The organism is Rikenella sp., from assembly GCF_056799795.1.
Genome location: NZ_JBQIQO010000024.1, coordinates 21,576 through 38,790, shown reverse-complemented (window position 1 = coordinate 38,790; position 17,215 = coordinate 21,576). Strand labels below are relative to the sequence as shown.

The following is a 17,215-nucleotide window of genomic DNA, read 5'->3' as shown; positions in this document are numbered from 1 at the left end:
CCCAAATCCAAACCCCATGCTCGGCGCGGCACGGCTCGAAAACCGATTACGGTTTTCGAGCCCAAAGAACAACACAGCCCAAAGCAGAACCCAGTTCTCCGCCCCGTGTCCGCCTCACTGCGGCTCCGCTATCGCTCCGCCGCGTTTTCGCGCGCCTTGCGCGATTCATCTATATTCGGCTACCGCCGAAATAGTAGAATCGCTTCTTTAGGCGGGGCGCGCGGTTGCTTTGAAGTAATAAAGGTCGCCTCTACCTCCGTTCTTTGTCCGCGCGCTGGCGGAAATCTTATTCAAACACGAAACACGCGTTTGAATGATTTCCTTCTTCAGCGATCACGCGCGGTTGAGCATTGTCCCGCCTCGAACTGTTCTTTCTGTGAACAGAAAGAACCAAAGAAACTTTCGACGGATGCTAACGCATCCTAAAGCTGCCGACGGCCCAACCTTTCATCCGTGTGCTAGCTAGGTCTGCCTGAATAAACCAACGGCATGTCGCTCCTTGCTTCCGGAAAGTATTCGGATTTGCGGCGAACGTTGTAACTTTGTTTCGTCCGCCGAAGCTCTGAAACGGCGGCACCTCCCTCTGAAAATGACAGACGGGCAGAGGAACGGACACAGACTCCAGGAGTGGTTGTGCCTAAGGGGTGCAGCCAGCGCGAGTGATAAATTCAGCAGTCCACTGACCAGGCTTCGGGGCGGCGACGGATCGCCGACCGAAGCGTTAGTTACAGAGCCCTGCGCTCGCCGAAACCCCTCGCCCGCCAAGGGCCGGGCGACGGTGCGCCTCAGGGCGCGCTCGTGTCGGGCTTCGTTCCCGACCGAGCCGATTCGAGCGACTGCCGGTTCAGGGAGAACCCCGGGCAACCGCGGCAACGGCGAGGGCGCGTTGTGGAACGTCGGCAACAACGGGTACAGCTGGTCGTCCACGTCCTACGATTCGGGCGACCACTACCGTGGCATGTACTTGAACTTCAACGTGACGGAACTCAACCCCAGCAACACGACGAACCGGGCCAACGGTCTTCAGTTGCGGTGCCTCTCAGTATTTATCTCTCCTCTGCCCTTTTTTTATCCGGAACCCCGGCAGACGCGCTATTTCGCCGCGCGCTGCTTGATCTCCCGCTTCGTCATCTCGCGCTGCACCAGCTCCGGCGACGAAACCGCCCGATAGGTGCGCCCGTGTTGCAGCCGGATATCTCCCTGAGCCGTAGCGAACCGGGGATTATAGTACACCCACTCGAACACCGAGCCGTTTTTCGAATCTCCCTGGCGGAAGCGCGGATTTTCGTCCGGAAAATAGACGGCGATCCGCACCTGATGCTCTCCCCCTTTATAATAGGTCCCGGCCCGGGCGATCGGCGTGCCGGGGTAGACCACATTTCCCGGCCGGACGGCGATGCTTCCCTTCTCCAGCACTTCGTACCGGCACAATGTCCCGTCCGGTTGTTCGACCAGCACGTAGTTCGCCCGGCTCCGATAGGTGGCCGCTATGCTTTCGTCGGCCGGCTCCTCGCTGTCGTGCACCTCGACGACCAGTCCTTTCCGCAAGGCGAAGACCGTGTCGCCCGGCGCGAGGCGGAACTCCCAGGCGCTCCACCCCCGCACCGGCTGGCCGTCGAAGTAGCGCTGGTTCAGGTTGAACAGCGAGATCGCTCTGACCGCCTCCCCTTTCATCGTGCTGTAAGGCAAGCGGTAGACGAAGGCGCTGTCGAGTTTCGGACTGCGGTAGCCGCGGATGTAGCTGTAGGCGTACCGGCACCCCACCGGCCGTTCCGCCTGCACCGGCGCGATGGTCAGCAGCTTCTGGCTGGCGCCTCGCATAACGGTCTTATAGACCGGCGACTGGCGGGTGTTTTCGAGTTCCGAGAATTGCAGCAGGAGCGTATAACTTCCCAGCGTGTGTTTGATGGCATTGATTTCCAGGCTGGTTTCGACCCACCGGGAGTCCACTTCGATATCGGGTCGGGTGTTCTGTGCCGTTGCGCCGGACTGTCCCAGGGCGAGCAGGGCGATGACGAAAAGTGTGTGGCGAGGCATGGCTTTCGGTTTTGATAACAGGTTAAATATAAGAGAAAAGTTCCGGTTTTCCTCTGAAAACCGGAACTTTTCATTGATTTTAATCTATGTGTAGTTATTTCACCAGCTTGGCGAACAACCCCTTGAGGCTGACCATGTCGTGCACGATCCCCGGCAAATCCTTGATGGCCACGCGTTCCTGCTGCATAGAATCCCGGTGACGGATAGTCACCGTCCCGTCTTCGGCGGACTGGTGGTCGACGGTCACGCAGAGCGGCGTCCCGATAGCATCCTGACGGCGATACCGCTTCCCGATCGAGTCTTTTTCGTCGTATTGCACGTAGTGGTCGAACTTCAGGTCGTTCACGATCCCGCGGGCGATCTCCGGCAGTCCGTCTTTCTTGACCAGCGGCAGAACGGCCACCTTGACCGGCGCCAAGGCCGCCGGAAAGCGCATCACGATGCGCGAATCGCCGCCGTCCAGCTGTTCCTCGGTGTAAGCGGCCGAGAAGACCTGCAAGAACATCCGGTCGACCCCGATCGAAGTCTCGACGACATAAGGCGTGTAGCTCTCCCCGCTCTCGGTGTCGAAATATTGAATCTTCTTGCCCGAGAATTTGGCATGCTGCGAGAGGTCGAAATCGGTGCGCGAGTGAATCCCTTCGACCTCCTTGAAGCCGAACGGGAATTCGTACTCGACGTCCGTAGCGGCATTGGCATAATGTGCCAGCTTTTCGTGGTCGTGGAAGCGGTAGTGGTCGTCCCCGAAGCCCAAGGCGCGGTGCCAGCTCATCCGGAATTGCCGCCAGTGTTCGAACCACTGCATTTCGGTTCCCGGTTTGACGAAGAACTGCATCTCCATCTGTTCGAACTCGCGCATGCGGAAGATGAACTGCCGGGCGACGATCTCGTTCCGGAACGCCTTCCCGATCTGGGCGATCCCGAACGGAATCTTCATCCGCCCCGTCTTCTGCACGTTCAGGAAGTTGACGAAGATCCCCTGCGCCGTTTCCGGCCGCAGGTAGACGTTGCTCGCCCCGTCCGCCGTGGAGCCCATCTGGGTGCTGAACATGAGGTTGAACTGCCGCACGTCGGTCCAGTTTTTCGTCCCGCTGATCGGGCAGACGATTTCGAGCTCTTCGATCAATGCCTTGACTCCCGCCAGATCATTGGCATTGAGCACTTCGGCCATCTTTTCGTGCGCAGCGTCCCGCTTGGCCTTCAATTCCAGCACGCGCCCGTTGGTGGTGACGAACTGTTCCCGGTCGAAAGCCTCGCCGAACCGCTTGGCAGCTTTCGCCACCTCCTTCTCGATCTTTTCGTCCTGCTTGGCGATCCAGTCTTCGATCAGCACGTCGGCGCGATACCGTTTCTTGCTGTCCTTGTTGTCGATCAGCGGGTCGTTGAAGGCCCCCACGTGTCCCGACGCCTCCCAAGTCTTGGGGTGCATGAAGATGGCGGCGTCGATCCCCACGATATTGTCGTGGAGCTTGGTCATCGCGTCCCACCAGTAGCGTTTGATGTTGTTCTTGAGCTCGACGCCCAACTGGCCGTAGTCGTAAACGGCCGACAAGCCGTCGTATATCTCGCTGGACGGGAAGATAAACCCGTACTCTTTGCTGTGTGCGATCAGTTTCTTGAAGAGTTCCTCCTGTGTCATTTGAGTTGCATGTTATATCCAAGGAGCAAAGTTAGTTATTTTCCCTCGCCGTTGGGAAAGTTCGGGGTCTTGACGGGTACATTTTTATTGATGAGCAGTTTGCCGTCGGGTGACACCCATCGCTCGCCCCGCTCGGCGAGGTGTTCGGCCATGCTTTTGCGGAAAGCGGCCAGGCGATCCCCCTGTTCGGCAGCCGTGTGCAGGTCGCGGGTTTCGTACGGATCGTCCGCGAGGTCGAAGAGCTGCTCTTCGCCATTGCCGTAGAACCAGATGTATTTGTACCGCCCGTCGGTCAGGGCCACCCAGCCGCTGCCGCCGTAGCTGCCGGTGTGTTCCAGGTCGAGCTGCGTCCGCCATCCGGCTTTCTTCGGGTTCTTCAGCAGCGTCAGGATGGACGCTCCGTCCACTCCGTCAGGGATTTGTGTTCCTGCCGCGTCAAGGAAGGTGGGCAGGATGTCGCGTATCTCGACCAGCTCGTCGCGGGTGGAGCCGCGTTTGACTTTGGCTTTCAAGGACGAGGGGTAGCGCACGATGAAGGGCACGTGGGCCGATCCTTCGTAGGCGTAGGTCTTGCGCCAGTGGTGGTGGTCGCCAAGCATGTCGCCGTGATCGGAGACGAAGAGGATCAGGGCGTTGTCGTACATTCCCCGCTCCCGGAGCGCCGCGACGATGCGTCCGATCTGTTCGTCGATGAAGGTGACGTTGGCGGCGTAATGCCTGCGGGCCTGTTGGGCATATTCCGTCCCGAAGTCGCCGTAAGCGGCTGACGGGTTCCTGAGCGGGTCGTGGGTGTAGCGTGTCGAGTAGGTCGAGTCCCAGTCGCCGACGACCGGTGCCGGCAGGGTCTTGTCGGCATACAGGTCGAGCAGCCGCTTCGGTGGGTCATACGGGCTGTGGGGTCGGGCGAAGGAGACTTTCAGGAACAGGGGCTGTATCGGGTCGTAGTTTTCGATCAACCGCACGGCCCGCTCTCCCGTCCACCAGGTGGGGTGCAGGGTATCGGCCAGCGGATAGGTGTCCGAAGCGTGGTCGTTCCAGCCGATATGGCTGGAGTCGGGGTTAAGCCCGGGGGCCACGCTGGCGAACCACTGCCGGTAGTCGCTGACGAAGCCGGTGTCTTCGACACGGCCGGATTCGTCGAGCTCGGTGGCGGCGAAGCCGCGTAACGACCGCTGCGGGTGCCAGTGCATCTTTCCGATTCCGTAGCTGTAATATCCGGCGTCGGTCATGAGTTGCGGCAGCTGGTTGGGGTATTCGGGGGCGATGAAGTTGTTGTAGCCGATGAGGCCGTGGTGCCAGGGGGACTGACCGGTGAGCAGCCCGGCCCGGGCGGGTGTGCTGCTGGGGGCGGAGGTATAACCGTTGGCGAAGCGCACGCCGTCGGCGGCCAGTGCATCGAGGTGCGGTGTCACGACGGTCGTATCGACGGTGCCGAGGTAGTCGAACCGATGTTGGTCGGTCATGATCAGAATGACATGGGGTTGTTGTTTCTGTGCGGCGGAGGCGGCGCCTACTGCGCCCAGCGCGGCTATCCAGGCTAAGGTCTTTTGCATAATCGTCAAATATACGATTTTATTTGCATCTGTATTGGAGGGCTGAGGTTCTCGATAGGGTTATTACTGCCTTATTAAATTAAGCGGTACTATCTTGTGGGGCCCGCGTACTTCTTTCAGGCGAGGTGCGCGAAAAGAGATAGGGTAGAGTCTGCCCCTTCCGAGTGCCGGACCCGAGTAGCGAAGCGAGAGCACGTCGGCTTGTCGACGATGCCTCGCAAGCGCGAGGGAGACCGCAGGTCAACGCACCGCCTGCCCGGCGGACGCGTTCGCGCCACGGCGGGCAGCCTTTATTATTTCAAGTAATCGCGCGCCACGCCTAAAGAAGCGATTCAACTATTTCGGCGGTGAGCCGAAATAGAATGAATCGCGCAGGCGCGCGAAAAAACTCAGTCCGCTCGCTTAAATGGCATATTCTGCCGGTTGGCATTTAGCCAATCCGGCAAGAATTGCCGCGGGCGACGGCACGTGGCGGAGCGAAAGCGGAGCCGCAGTGAGGCACACACGGGGCGGAGAACTGGGACGAGCTTTGGGCTGAGAGCGAATAGCTAAGTCCCCGTGACAACGGTCGGCCCGCAGCCCCCGGATGCGGAGGGCCGAAATACTCCGCTCCCGCTTCGTCTTCGTTCTCCGCTGGCTGCGGCCAAAAACAATTTGGCTATACTTTTGCGGTTCTCCGAACCGCAGGCCTTGTCGCCCAGGCGCGGAGCGCCTCGGGGGATGGGCGACAGGCCGAACACAACAGATTTAGGTTGTGAATTGGGCAGTGAGTTAGGCTGAACTCTTGGCCGAGCTCTTGCGGTTCGAAGAACCGCGCGGGCCGGAGCCACCCCCGGCGTAGGGCCGCAACTCGCGATGCTCGTTCGGCCCCCGCTGGCTCCGACCACCCCAATGGGATCACATGTTGCGGCACCTAAACTATATAGGGTAACTCCAGCCATTGCCCACTGCGGGTGTACACCTCCGTTTATTCCAAGAGGCAACGCAACTGAAGACCGTAGGCGCGGAGGTACGCGTAGCTGGGATTGAGCCCCGTCACGTAGAAATCCAAGTACACCCCATTGCTGCCGCTCACCGACGACGAATAGCTGAACCCGCCGTTGCCGACGTAGCTCAGCCCGCCCGAGGCGAGGCTGCGGAAGCCCGGGGCGAGCCCACAGGGCGTTTTGCTGGCAGCCTCTACCCTAACCGGCCCGACTCTGCCCGACCACCCCGGCCCCTTCCCCCCCCAAGAGACCTCGCAGACCTCAACCCACCCAAACACAGCCCACCTCGCCCCCTCCGACAGAAACGGCATAATAATTGACAAAAAATCCCTATCTTTGCACCTGATTTTCAGAAATCGAAAACTTCATAAACCCATATCGAACGATGAAAAAATTATTTATCATGGCCGCTGCCGGCACCTTGGCAGCCGTCGGAGCAACCTCTTGCGGCGGAAACGCCAAAATGACCACCGACACCGACTCGCTCGCCTACTCCGCCGGGATCGTGCTCGGAACCATGGCCTACCGGATGGACTCCACCATGAACCCCAACCTCATCGCAGCCGCCATCAAAGACGTCTATGCCAAGAAAGGTAAAATGACCGACCTCGAAGCCGACGCCTTCATGCGCGAATACATGATGAACAAATTCATCCGCGAAAGCGCTGCCAAGAACACCGAATTCATCGAAAAAGCAGTCGCAGACGGAGCACAGACCTTGCCTAGCGGCTTGGTCTACAAGATCGAAAACGCAGGGTCGGATCGGAAAGTCGCAGTGGGCGACTCGATCTACGCCAAATACAAACTCACCTTGCCTGACGGCCAGCTCGTCGAAGAACAAACCAACGCCGTTCCGTTCCTGTTGGAAGAAGGCAAACTCATCAAAGGTTGGATCGAAGGCATTCCGCAGATCGGCGAAGGCGGCAAAATCACCCTCTTCGTACCGGCCGACCTCGCTTACGGCGAACAAGGCCACGGCCCGATCGCACCGAACCAGGCTTTGCAATTCGACATCGAAGTGACCAAAGTCGTTCCGGCACCGACCAAGTAAGCACACCTTCCATTGCAAAAACACCGACCTTTTCCGGAACGCACACCACGCTTCCGGAAAAGGTCGATTTTTGTCTTCAGTTTGATTTTAAACCCGGAAATAGCTACCTTTGCCCCGGATCAAACCGAGAAATCGAGATGAAACGAGCCGAAATACACACCGCCCGAGGCGTGATGAAAGTCGAACTCTACGACCGCGAAGTGCCGGGGACGACAGCCAACTTCTGCAAACTGGCCGAAAGCGGATTCTACGACGGACTGACCTTTCATCGCGTGATTCCGGACTTCGTCATCCAGGGCGGATGCCCGAACGGTGACGGACGCGGGGGGCCGGGGTACACCATTCCGTGCGAAACGGAGTGCGAACGGCAGTACCACGACCGCGGCGTACTCTCCATGGCACACGCCGGGCGGAACACCGGCGGATCGCAGTTTTTCATCTGCCACAACCGACAGAATACCGCACACCTCGACGGGGTGCACACCTGCTTCGGTCGTGTGTACGAAGGATTGGAAGTGATCGATGCGATTCGACAGGGAGACGTGATTGAAAAGATCATCATCCTGCCCAACGATGCGACTGCCTCCGCCGACAACGGCGAGGACGAAAACTCAGAGAATAGTTAAGCGAAAGGAACGATTATGGATTTGGAACTGACAGTAAACATGCTTCTCCCGGTGGTGAAAGGCCAGAGCGCACGCGGGGAGTGGACCAAACAAGAGGTGATTTTCGAAATTCCGGGGGAATTCAGCCGGAAACTCTGCGTAGGGTTCTGGAACGACCGCGCAGTGGATGCAGCGGCCTTGCGACCGGGAGATCGGGTGGCGCTGAGCGTCAACATCGAATCGCGCGAATACAACGGACGCTGGTACACCGAAGTACGGGCTTGGCGGATGAGCAAATTGGACGTCGCACAGCAGCCGAATCAGGCGATGGGAGGCGGACAACCGATGGGCTCTTCCACACCGACTGCAACCGCGGCGGCGCAGAGCGGAGGATACACGGCTGCGGCACCGGTCGGCGGCAACAATATGGCGGCGACGCAGGAAACCGCTACGTCGGCTGACGAAGTGGACGACCTGCCGTTCTAAAGCTTCCAATCAGGCATTGGACTGCACAAAGGGGAGGGAGACACCTACTGGGTGTCTCCCTCCCCTTTGTTTATATGCTTTACTCTCGATTGCTTTCACACCCGACTTCAGCCGTCACAACCCCGCCTCCATCCGCTGTCGCTTCGGCAACGCGCGCAGGATCTCACCATACGCATGATCGATCATCTCGCAAATCTGCGCATCGGTCAAGTGCGGCCCGCCCAACTGCACCCCGTTCCAATGCCGTTTATTCATATGCCACCCCGGTTCGATCTCCTCGGGATAGCGGTCACGGAGTTCTTCGGCCCGTTCCGGTTCGCACTTAAGGAGCAGATAATCCGGCCTTTGCAACGCACACAACGCAAAGATACGCCCCTGTTTCGCAGCGGTATCTCCCAGCCGAAAGACAATCGTCTTGTCATCGAACGGGAAAGCCTCGGTCACGCCAGGCTTCTCCAGGCAATAGTTTCGAATCGTTTCAATATCCATACGTGTGCAAGTTACGTTTTTTCGCCCAAACTTCCTCTGAGAGCGGTCATAATTTCAGCTGTCGCAGGCGCGCGGAAAGGATTGGGCTGAGGCTGTCGTAGCGAAACGTAGTTTCGCCCGTCCACGGGACGTGGGGCCCGCGCGACCCGAGCGCAGTCCCCTCCAGAGGGAAATCGTCAAAATGCACTTGTGCGTTTTGACAAGATTTCCCTAGGCGCGCGAAAAGAATTGGGGGCCGAGCAGATTAAGCGATACGTAGTATCGCTCCGTCCCGCCGGGGTCACCCGGACGCCGCCCGCGCAGGGCAGTTTCATGCGGGTCAAAGCCCGACCGCGCGCGATTGCTGGAGAAGGAAATCGTTAGAACAATGGTGAATTGTTCTAACAAGATTTCCGCCAGCGCGCGGACAAAGAACGGGGCGAGGAATTGGGCTGAGGCCGCCCATTCCGAGTGCCGGGAGGCACCGCGCACCCCGCCTCAAGGAGCGATTCAGCTATTTCGGCGGTGAGCCGAAATAGAATGAATCGCGCAAGGCGCGCGAAAAGCGGCGGAGCGAAAGCGGAGCCGCAGTGAGGCGGACACGGGGCGGAGAACTGGGACGAGCTTTGGGCTATGCTTGTTCTTCGGGCTGAGATTTGGGCGGTGAGTCGGGCTGTGCTGTTGGCCGGGCCTCTTGCGGCTCGTAGAGCCGCGCAGTTCGCTGCCACCCCATGCGGCGGACTGCAACTCGGCGGGGCTCGTTGCACTCACCGCTGGCGGCGAATTGCTATAGGCCGAGAACGAATAGCGCGCCGAGGAAGAACCCCACAGGTTTGAGAGGAGTTCTTGCGACCCAACGGGTCGCGCGGGCCGAAGCCTCCCGCCGCGGAGGCCCGCAACTCGCAACGCTCGTTTTAGGCCCCGCAGGCTTCAACCCGCTCAGGCGATAAGGCTGAACTTGTTGGCTGTGCTCTTGCGGCTCTTTGAGCCGCCGGGCCTGCGCGCTGGGCCTTCGGCCCACCCCCGGAGCGCGCAACCCGAACCCCAAAGAATTGTGGCGGTGCTGGTGCCAGAATTGTTGCGACCTTTAGGTCGCCGGCCTCGTCGCCCAGGCGCGGAGCGCCTCGGGGAGTGGGCGACAGGCCGAACCCGACAGCCTTGGGCGGTGAGTTGGGCTGTGCTGTTGGCCGGGCGCCCGCCAAACCTATGCCCCTATCACACTCAAACCGATCAAGTTCCGCCTCCGCGCCAAGCCCTCTATTCGTCCCAGCCCCGATCGATCCCCTTGTCCACAGCGCGAATCCCCCGCTCCATCCACCGCGGCGCCGGAGCATCCTTCAGATAGTGATCGAAAAACTGCATCATCCGGCGATCCCAGTCCAACCGGTCGGCATAACGGCGCAAGTTATGCGGCTGACCGTTGTAATTCAGCATCCAGACCGGAACCCCGTGACGCCGCAGAGCCAGAAAATACTCGATCCCCTGATACCACGGCACCGCCTCGTCCGCATCGTCGTGCCGCAGGAGGATCGGCGTGCGCACCTTGTTCGCAAAGAAGAGCGGCGAATTTTCGATATACTCGATCGGTTTTTCCCACAGCGACCCCCCGATCCGGCTCTGGCCGTGTTCGTACTGGAACATCCGCGGCAGGCCCGACCCCCAACGAATCCCCCCCGTCGCCGACGTCATATTCGACACCGGCGCCCCGGCGCTCACGCAACGGAACATATTCGTCCGCGTCACCAGATAGGCAATCTGATAGCCGCCCCAGCTCTGCCCCTGCAACCCGATCCGATCCGGATCGGCGATACCGCGGTCGATCAGCATCTTCGCGCCGCTCACCACCGCATCGTAGCACGACTGCCCCGGATACCCCGTCCGGTAATGGATATCCGGCATGAAAACCACATAGTCCTGCGAAGTGCAGACCGCCGGAATCACGATCGACCAGCTCGGTTGCGGATGGAGGTGTTTGTGAATATCGTCCGTGTGCGTCTCGTAGAAATAGACGATCACCGGATAACGCCGCGTCGAGTCATAGTCCTCCGGCAGGTAGAGCAGCCCCTCGGCCCGAGCGCCGTTCATATCGTCCCACGCCACGCGCCGCACGCTGCCCCAGCGATAATCCGCCGCCTGCGGATTCGCCTCGCTCACACGCCGGGGCTCTTCCAGACCGAGCCCCGAGAGCCACAAATCCCGATACTCGCCGAAATTCTCCCGCTGCCACAACAGCACATCCGCCTCTTTCGCCCGCCCCACGAAGGTATACCGGTGGTCGTCCATCACCAACCGTTGCGGTTCGCCCCCGCCCGCCGGCAGCCGATAGTACCCCGCGTCGCGCGAAGCCCGGTCGAATACCGACAGCAGGAGCGGCTGCGAAAGGTCGATCGCCTGTGCCTCCGGATCGAGCTCCACGTACCGGAAAGCGACGCTGTCGCGCCGTCCCGCACCGCGCGTCAGGCACTCCGGCGCCCGCCGCCCCGAAGGATCGGTCGCCCAGAGGTCGAAATTGTCGTAAATCACCGCCCGGCCGTCGGTCGTCCAGCCGGCCATACCTTCGGCCGACGGGTCGTCCGGCATATCGAAACCCTGTTCGTACATCGGATAGGGAATCCGGGCCGAAAGCGACACCTCAGCCTCTCCCTTCCCAGCTGCCGTCGCAGCCGCGCGCCACTCGCCGCGCGGCGCGTCGTACCAGGCGATATACCGTCCGTCGGGCGAGATCGAGGCTTCGGCCTTAGCCGCCCGAGCTACGCACCGACGCACGCCGGTCGCCGTCTCGACGGCATAGAGGTCGCGTTTGCCGGGCGACTCCCACGTGCTGGCCCACTCGTACGGCCCGGCGTCTGTCCCCAGCGCATACCGCGCCCCGTCCGCTTCGGCCAAGGTCACCGAGGGCAGCGACTCGTCGCCGAGCAGTGCCCAGCTCCCCCGCCGCGTGTCGTACACGGCGCGGAAGGTCTGCTTCCGCAGCCGTTCGAGACCGGCCAACTGCTGGGTCATCAGCAGGGTGTCGGTGTAGCTCCAGAGGTCAAAGCGGCTCTTCTCGTCTTCGGGCAAGGTGTCCTTGGGCACCACCCGCGGCGGGCGGTTCATGCCGAACTCCAGCCGTCCCCCTTCGCGCGAAAAGCGCAGGGGGCCGAACTCGCTCACCACAAAGCCGTTCGCCGCCCCGTCGGCAGCCACGCGCCGCGGTTTCCGATCTTTCGTATCGAACCAATAAAGGTCGTACCGGGCCCCGGTCGCAGTAGTGTCGGCGGTGACAAGGTAGGCTCCCTGTCGTCCGGTTTCGTCCACGGCGAGTGCCCCGGTTTTACCGATTTTGGCGGCGTAGAGCTCAGTGTCTCGCCCGTCGTTCCAAGCCCGAACGCTCCGCAGGCTGTCGCCTTTCAGGGTGTAGAGCAAGAGCCGCCCGTTCCGCGAGAGGCGAAAGCTCTCCACGCTGTCCACCACGGTACTGTCGCCGCCGGACAGGGCGTCCCACAGCACCAACCGATTGAATTTCTTCGGTTTGGGCGCTTTTTTGGCCGCCTCGGAGGTATCTTTCGCGGGCACCACTTCGTAGAGGTAGGCGATCACGCCGCTCCCGTCCCGATCAGCGGTCTGAAAACTTTTCAGCCGGGGCACGACGATCCGATCGCGGGAACCGAGCGCAGCCAACACCAGGGTATCGGGCCGTTTCCGGTCGGCTTTGGTTTTGTCGATCTGCTCGCGCCGCTGCTGGGCACGTGTCGGAACGACTTTCGCGGCCACCCACGGCGCTCCGGAGGAACCGAACAACCGGGCTCCGGAGGCGCGGTGCAGGGTATCGGCTTTGCCCGAGAGGGCATCGTACACGACGGTCTGTCCGTCGCCCCGGGCGGGATTCAGACCGTACACGACCCACCGGCCGTCGTCGCTGATCCGGGGGGCTACGATCTGCTTCCAGCCGTCGAAAACTTCCCGATCCAACATTTTCTTCCGGGCCTGTACCCCTGTGGCCCACAAGCCCAGCAGGGCTGCGGCCATCGCCCAACGCCATCCGTTTTTCTTCATCCTGTTTATCGTATTATTTGTTCTGTTCTTTGAGTTTGAGGGTACTGTTCTTTTTGTGAACAAAAAGAACCAAAAAAACTTTAGACGGATGCTAACGCATCCTAAAGCTGCCGACGGCCCGGTTCTCGGACTCTTTTTGGGCCGGGAGTTGTAGCGCGCTAATGCGAGCTAAACTTTGGGCGCACTACAACCCCGACCCAAAAGCAGTCACAAAGACTGAGGACTGCGGAGCCTAAGGAGTAGCGTAGCTAGCATAAAAGTTTTTGGTGCCGCTTTTTACAAAAAGCGGCAGTTCCGTCCAGCTCAAAGAACGGACAGATAGCCCACAATCAGCCGACCCGTTCGACTTCGCCCAACTCCACGAACCACAGGTAACCCTCCACCCGCTCGTATCCCATCTCGCGCAGCAGCGACATGTACTCCTCCACCTGCCGCCCATAGCCCGGCTTCCGCAGCGCCCCGAACTTATAGTCCACCACCACCGCCTGCTCGCGCCCCCGCGTCATCACCCGGTCGGGACGCCGGACACCCTGTCCCGCGATAATCTCCCGCTCGCTGTGCACCACCTCCCACTCCGGCGAGAACCACTCCGCCACCACCGGATCGCGCAACGCCGCCGCAGCCCGCTCCCGCAACAACCGCTCCTCCTCGTCCGAGACGATCTCGCCCGCCGTCCGCATCCGCTCGATCGCAGTCCCGACCCCCTCGGGCCCCGCCGTCAGCTCGAACAAACGGTGCATCAACACCCCGTATCGCCGCGGCGACACCGCCTCCCGGTCGGTTCCGAAGTAGCGATCCGACCGCCACCGTGCCCGCACCCGCTGGCCCGCGTCGTGAGACGGAAAGTCCTCCAGCTCGATCCCCCCCTCGGAAACTCCCTTCCCCGGACTGCCCGCCGAAGGTGCCGGCCCCCGTTCGCCGAAAGTATAAAAAATTCCCTCCCCGACGCCATCCGGCAGAACATAACGCTCCTCGCCCAACGCCTCGACCTCCGGCAAAACCGCGTCGATCAGACGCGACACCCGCGCCGTGCCCTGCGCCTGCGGATCGTACATCACGTAGAGCTCCCGCTCCGCCCGCGTCAGGGCCACATAGAGCAGGTTCAGGTTGTCGACATGGGCATAGACACTCTCGCGGTAGTAAGCCTCGGAAAAGTGCGACTGCTCCATGATTTTTTTGTACCCCACCGGCACGGTGCCCAGCTCGGCAAAGCGGGCGGCCCCGGCGCCCGACGCAGCCGTCCAGAGGGTCGTCCGACCCGCCTTGGGCAGCAGCTCCCAGTCGCAGTAAGGCAGTACGACGCAGGGAAATTCCAATCCTTTCGCCTTATGAACAGTCATAATAGTGATAGCGTCCTGTTCGGAAGGGAGATAGACCGTCTTCCGCACCCCCTTCTCGCGCCACCACTCGAGCCACATCGGCAGGTCGGGCAAGGCCTGTTTTTCATACGAGAGCATCGCCTGGTAGAGCGCCTGGAGAAAAGCGGTCGCTTCGCGCCGCCGCCCGAGCCCGTATCGCTCGATGATCCGTTCCAGCCCCTCGGTCAGGGAGTTCCGGAGCAGGCTCCCGATAAACGTACCCTCCTCCTCGGACAACGGCGCGCCGTAAGGGCGTTCCAAAAATGCGTTGTACTGGGCCCGGGCGACGGTATCCTCGCCCGACACGGCCAGCGCGAAAAGGGTCATCACGAACCCTACGGCAGGCGAGCTGCTGAGCAGCAACGCCTCCTGACTCACAATCGGATAGCCGGCTTCGAGCAGCACGTCGGCCACCATCGGAGCCTCGTAGTTGTTCCGCACCAGCACGGCGATGTCGCGCAAGGCATAGCCGCGGGCCAGCATATCGGCCACGCGGGCGGTCAAAAGCGCTCCGACCTGCTCGCGCGGAGCGGGAATCACCTCGGCATACCCCTCGGGCGACCGCAACAGCTTGCCCGGGGCACATCGCTGTTCGAACCGTTCGTAGGAGCGTCGCAGCATCCCGGCCCCCGACCGCACGGCGGCCGGAGCTTCGGCCAGCAGCTCCTCCAGCTCGGCGGCATCCCGCTCCACGATGCTCCGCATCAGGAGGTTGTTGAAAGCGATGATGTTCCGTTCGCTGCGCCAGTTGGTATCCATCGGTACGGGCTCGGCCAGCGCGCCGGCAAAGCGCGTTTCGGCCTCGGCCCCCAAAATCCGCCAGTCGCCGCCCCGCCACCGGTAGATGGACTGTTTCACGTCGCCGATCAGCATGACGGCCTCGCCCTCGTTTTCGGCCAAAGCGTTGTCCAACAGCGGGATGAAGTTCTCCCACTGCTTGGCCGATGTGTCCTGGAATTCGTCGATCATGTAACGCGAATAGGCGTTTCCGACCTTCTCATAGATGAACGGAGCGTCGTTGCCGGTCACCAGCCGGTGGATGAGGGCTGCGGTCTGATCGATCATCACGAGGTTCCCCTCGGCGGCCACAGCGCGCACTTCGCTTTCGAGCCGCGACAGCAGGAGGCTCCGCGAGAGGTTCTCGCGCACCAGCTCGCGCGAGTTGACGTCTCGAATCAGCCGGTCGACGCCGTCGCGCACCTCCTGTAACAGGGGCATCAGAGCGGGTTCCAGGGCTTCGATCCGCTCGCGGGCGGGGGCGCGTTTGGTGCTCCATGTTTCGACGCTCTCAACGGCCTGCCGGAACCGCAATCCATAAGGCTTCGGCGCGTCGGCTTCGGCAAGCTGGAAGAGGTAGCCGGCAAAACTCATCCGCTTATAGGGAAAGTCGTCGAGGGTCAGCCCGGCGGCGGTAATGAGCTCCACAGCACGCCGGGCGGTCTCTTTCACCTGTCCGAAGCGCAGTTCGATGTCGCGCACGATCTCATCGAACACCCCGACGAGTCGTTCGAAGGCTCCGGAGTCGGGCACGTAGCTCTCTTTGAAGAGCTCGCCGCCGATTCGCACGAGGTCGGATCGCACGTCCCAGCTGCGTCCCTGTTCGGCGCGTTCGTCGAGGAGCCGGTTCACGGCCTCCCGCACGGCGGGTTCGGCGGCTGTCCGCTCCAACAGCCGGTCGATGGCGGCGTCCAACACCCATTCGCGGTCGATCTCGATGGTGTAGTCGAAATCGAGCCCCAGTTCGCGGAAAAAGGCGCGGGCGACGCGCTGGAAGAATTTGTCGATGGTGGAGACGGCGAACCGGGAGTAGTCGTGCAGGATCAGGCTCCGGGCCGCACCGGCGTTCCGGACAATGGTGCTCCGGGTGAGGCCGGTCTCGCGCATCAGCTCGCGCAGATAGGGCACTTCCGGTTCATCGAGGTCGTTCTCTTCAACGGGAACGGAGGCGAGGGCGTGAAGGCTCTCGACGATTCGCCGCTTCATCTGCTCGGTGGCCTTGTTGGTGAAGGTCACGGCCAGGGTGCTCCGATAGAGCGAGGGGTCGCGCACGACGCCTTTTATGTATTCGTAGGCCAGCCGGTAAGTTTTCCCGGAACCGGCGGAGGCTTTCAGTATCTTGACCTGACCCATGTGTTTTTCGGAGGGAGTATCTGCTTGTATGCGAGGGATTTTCGGGGACGAAAGTCGGCCTGTCGGGGTAGAGGCATCTTGGGGGGTACAGGCGGCCCGGTTCGAGTATCGAGCGGCACCGCCCCGGGCTACCGCCATCGGGATACGGGGGCGTTATGGAATGTCGGCAACAGTGGTTACAGCTGGGGTTCCACGTTCGACGGGAACAATGGCATGCACTTGAGTTTCCGGACGACGTGACTCCAACCCAACGATTCGTACCACCGTGCTTACGGTTTTCAGTTGCGGTGCCTCTCGGAATAAACGCCGCGGGCTCGCGGTGGGCAAGGGGCTGGAGCTACCCTAATTAGGTGACTCTACCCTATTTTGGTTTGACCTTGGGCGGACGGACGCCCGGGGGTGACCGCAATTTTCGACGCGAAGTGGCGTATTGCGGGCCTCCCGAAGGGAGGCGTCCGGCCCGCGCGACCCTATGGGTCGCAAGAGTAACACCCCACCCCTTGACCAACAACAGCAGTCCGCCGCCAGCGGAGACGCAACGAGCCCCGACGAGTTGCAGCCCGCCGCTTGGGGTGGCGACGAACTGCGCGGCTCAAAGAGCCGCAAAAGCAACGCTTTTTCTTCCGGTTTCGGCCTGTCGCCCACCCCCCGAAACCACTACGCGGCTTCGGGCGACAAGGCCGGTGGTTCGGAGAACCGCGCTACTCGCTCTCAGTTCAAGCGGACGAAGCCTGCGGGGCCCCAAACGAGCATTGCGAGTTGCGGGCCTCCGCGGGCTTCGGCCCGCGCGACTCTGCGAGTCGCAAGAGCATAGCCCAAAGCAAAACCCAATTCTCCGCCCCGTGTCAGCCTCACTGCGGCTCCGCT

Annotated in this window: 11 protein-coding genes; 4 read left to right on the top strand and 7 right to left on the bottom strand. The window is 61.3% G+C overall.

The window, feature by feature from the left end; translation table 11 throughout:
* Positions 1–886: 886 nt before the first annotated feature.
* Entirely contained in the window at positions 887–1,171 is a 285-nt protein-coding gene (locus ACTO3O_RS06960) for a hypothetical protein (RefSeq protein WP_297628605.1), read from the top strand.
* On the opposite strand, the gene ACTO3O_RS06955 is transcribed toward ACTO3O_RS06960, so the two are convergent.
* The 4 genes from ACTO3O_RS06955 to ACTO3O_RS06940 all read right to left on the bottom strand — a co-directional run bounded on the left by ACTO3O_RS06955 (position 1,093) and on the right by ACTO3O_RS06940 (position 6,538).
* On the bottom strand, positions 1,093–2,037 hold the full coding sequence (locus ACTO3O_RS06955; RefSeq protein WP_297832539.1) for a M23 family metallopeptidase: 945 nt from the start codon (positions 2,035–2,037) through the stop codon (positions 1,093–1,095). The two genes, ACTO3O_RS06960 and ACTO3O_RS06955, sit on opposite strands and share 79 nt — an antisense overlap.
* Positions 2,038–2,131: 94 nt before the next feature.
* Positions 2,132–3,676, bottom strand: a complete 1,545-nt coding sequence (locus ACTO3O_RS06950) for a glycine--tRNA ligase (protein WP_294593991.1) — start codon at positions 3,674–3,676, stop codon at positions 2,132–2,134.
* Positions 3,677–3,711: 35 nt separating this feature from the next.
* The gene (locus ACTO3O_RS06945; protein ID WP_297832536.1) at positions 3,712–5,229 is read right to left on the bottom strand and encodes an arylsulfatase; all 1,518 of its coding nucleotides are present in this window, start codon (positions 5,227–5,229) and stop codon (positions 3,712–3,714) included.
* A 967-nt stretch (positions 5,230–6,196) separates the two neighbouring features.
* Complete coding sequence (locus tag ACTO3O_RS06940) at positions 6,197–6,538, bottom strand: hypothetical protein (protein ID WP_297830795.1); 342 nt, start codon at positions 6,536–6,538, stop codon at positions 6,197–6,199.
* A gap of 62 nt (positions 6,539–6,600) precedes the next feature.
* Between ACTO3O_RS06940 and ACTO3O_RS06935 the strand changes: the two genes are divergently transcribed.
* The 3 genes from ACTO3O_RS06935 to ACTO3O_RS06925 all read left to right on the top strand — a co-directional run bounded on the left by ACTO3O_RS06935 (position 6,601) and on the right by ACTO3O_RS06925 (position 8,357).
* Positions 6,601–7,266 carry an FKBP-type peptidyl-prolyl cis-trans isomerase gene (locus tag ACTO3O_RS06935; protein ID WP_294594696.1) on the top strand — a complete coding sequence of 222 codons (666 nt, stop codon included), beginning with the start codon at positions 6,601–6,603 and terminating at the stop codon, positions 7,264–7,266.
* A gap of 137 nt (positions 7,267–7,403) precedes the next feature.
* Positions 7,404–7,892: a peptidylprolyl isomerase gene (locus ACTO3O_RS06930; protein WP_297830798.1), complete on the top strand. Its 489-nt coding sequence runs from the start codon at positions 7,404–7,406 to the stop codon at positions 7,890–7,892.
* Between the two features lie 15 nt (positions 7,893–7,907).
* A complete protein-coding gene (locus ACTO3O_RS06925; RefSeq protein ID WP_297830800.1) occupies positions 7,908–8,357 on the top strand; it encodes a DUF3127 domain-containing protein in 450 nt (149 codons plus the stop codon).
* Positions 8,358–8,471: 114 nt separating this feature from the next.
* Here the strand turns inward: ACTO3O_RS06925 and ACTO3O_RS06920 are convergent, their stop codons facing one another.
* From ACTO3O_RS06920 to ACTO3O_RS06910, 3 genes are all read right to left on the bottom strand, one after another.
* Positions 8,472–8,846, bottom strand: coding sequence for an MmcQ/YjbR family DNA-binding protein (locus ACTO3O_RS06920; RefSeq protein ID WP_297830802.1), 375 nt, complete (start codon positions 8,844–8,846; stop codon positions 8,472–8,474).
* 1,236 nt (positions 8,847–10,082) lie between these two features.
* Positions 10,083–12,860, bottom strand: a complete 2,778-nt coding sequence (locus tag ACTO3O_RS06915; protein ID WP_297830804.1) for a S9 family peptidase — start codon at positions 12,858–12,860, stop codon at positions 10,083–10,085.
* Between the two features lie 329 nt (positions 12,861–13,189).
* The gene (locus ACTO3O_RS06910) at positions 13,190–16,348 is read right to left on the bottom strand and encodes a UvrD-helicase domain-containing protein (protein WP_297830806.1); all 3,159 of its coding nucleotides are present in this window, start codon (positions 16,346–16,348) and stop codon (positions 13,190–13,192) included.
* Positions 16,349–17,215: the final 867 nt, after the last annotated feature.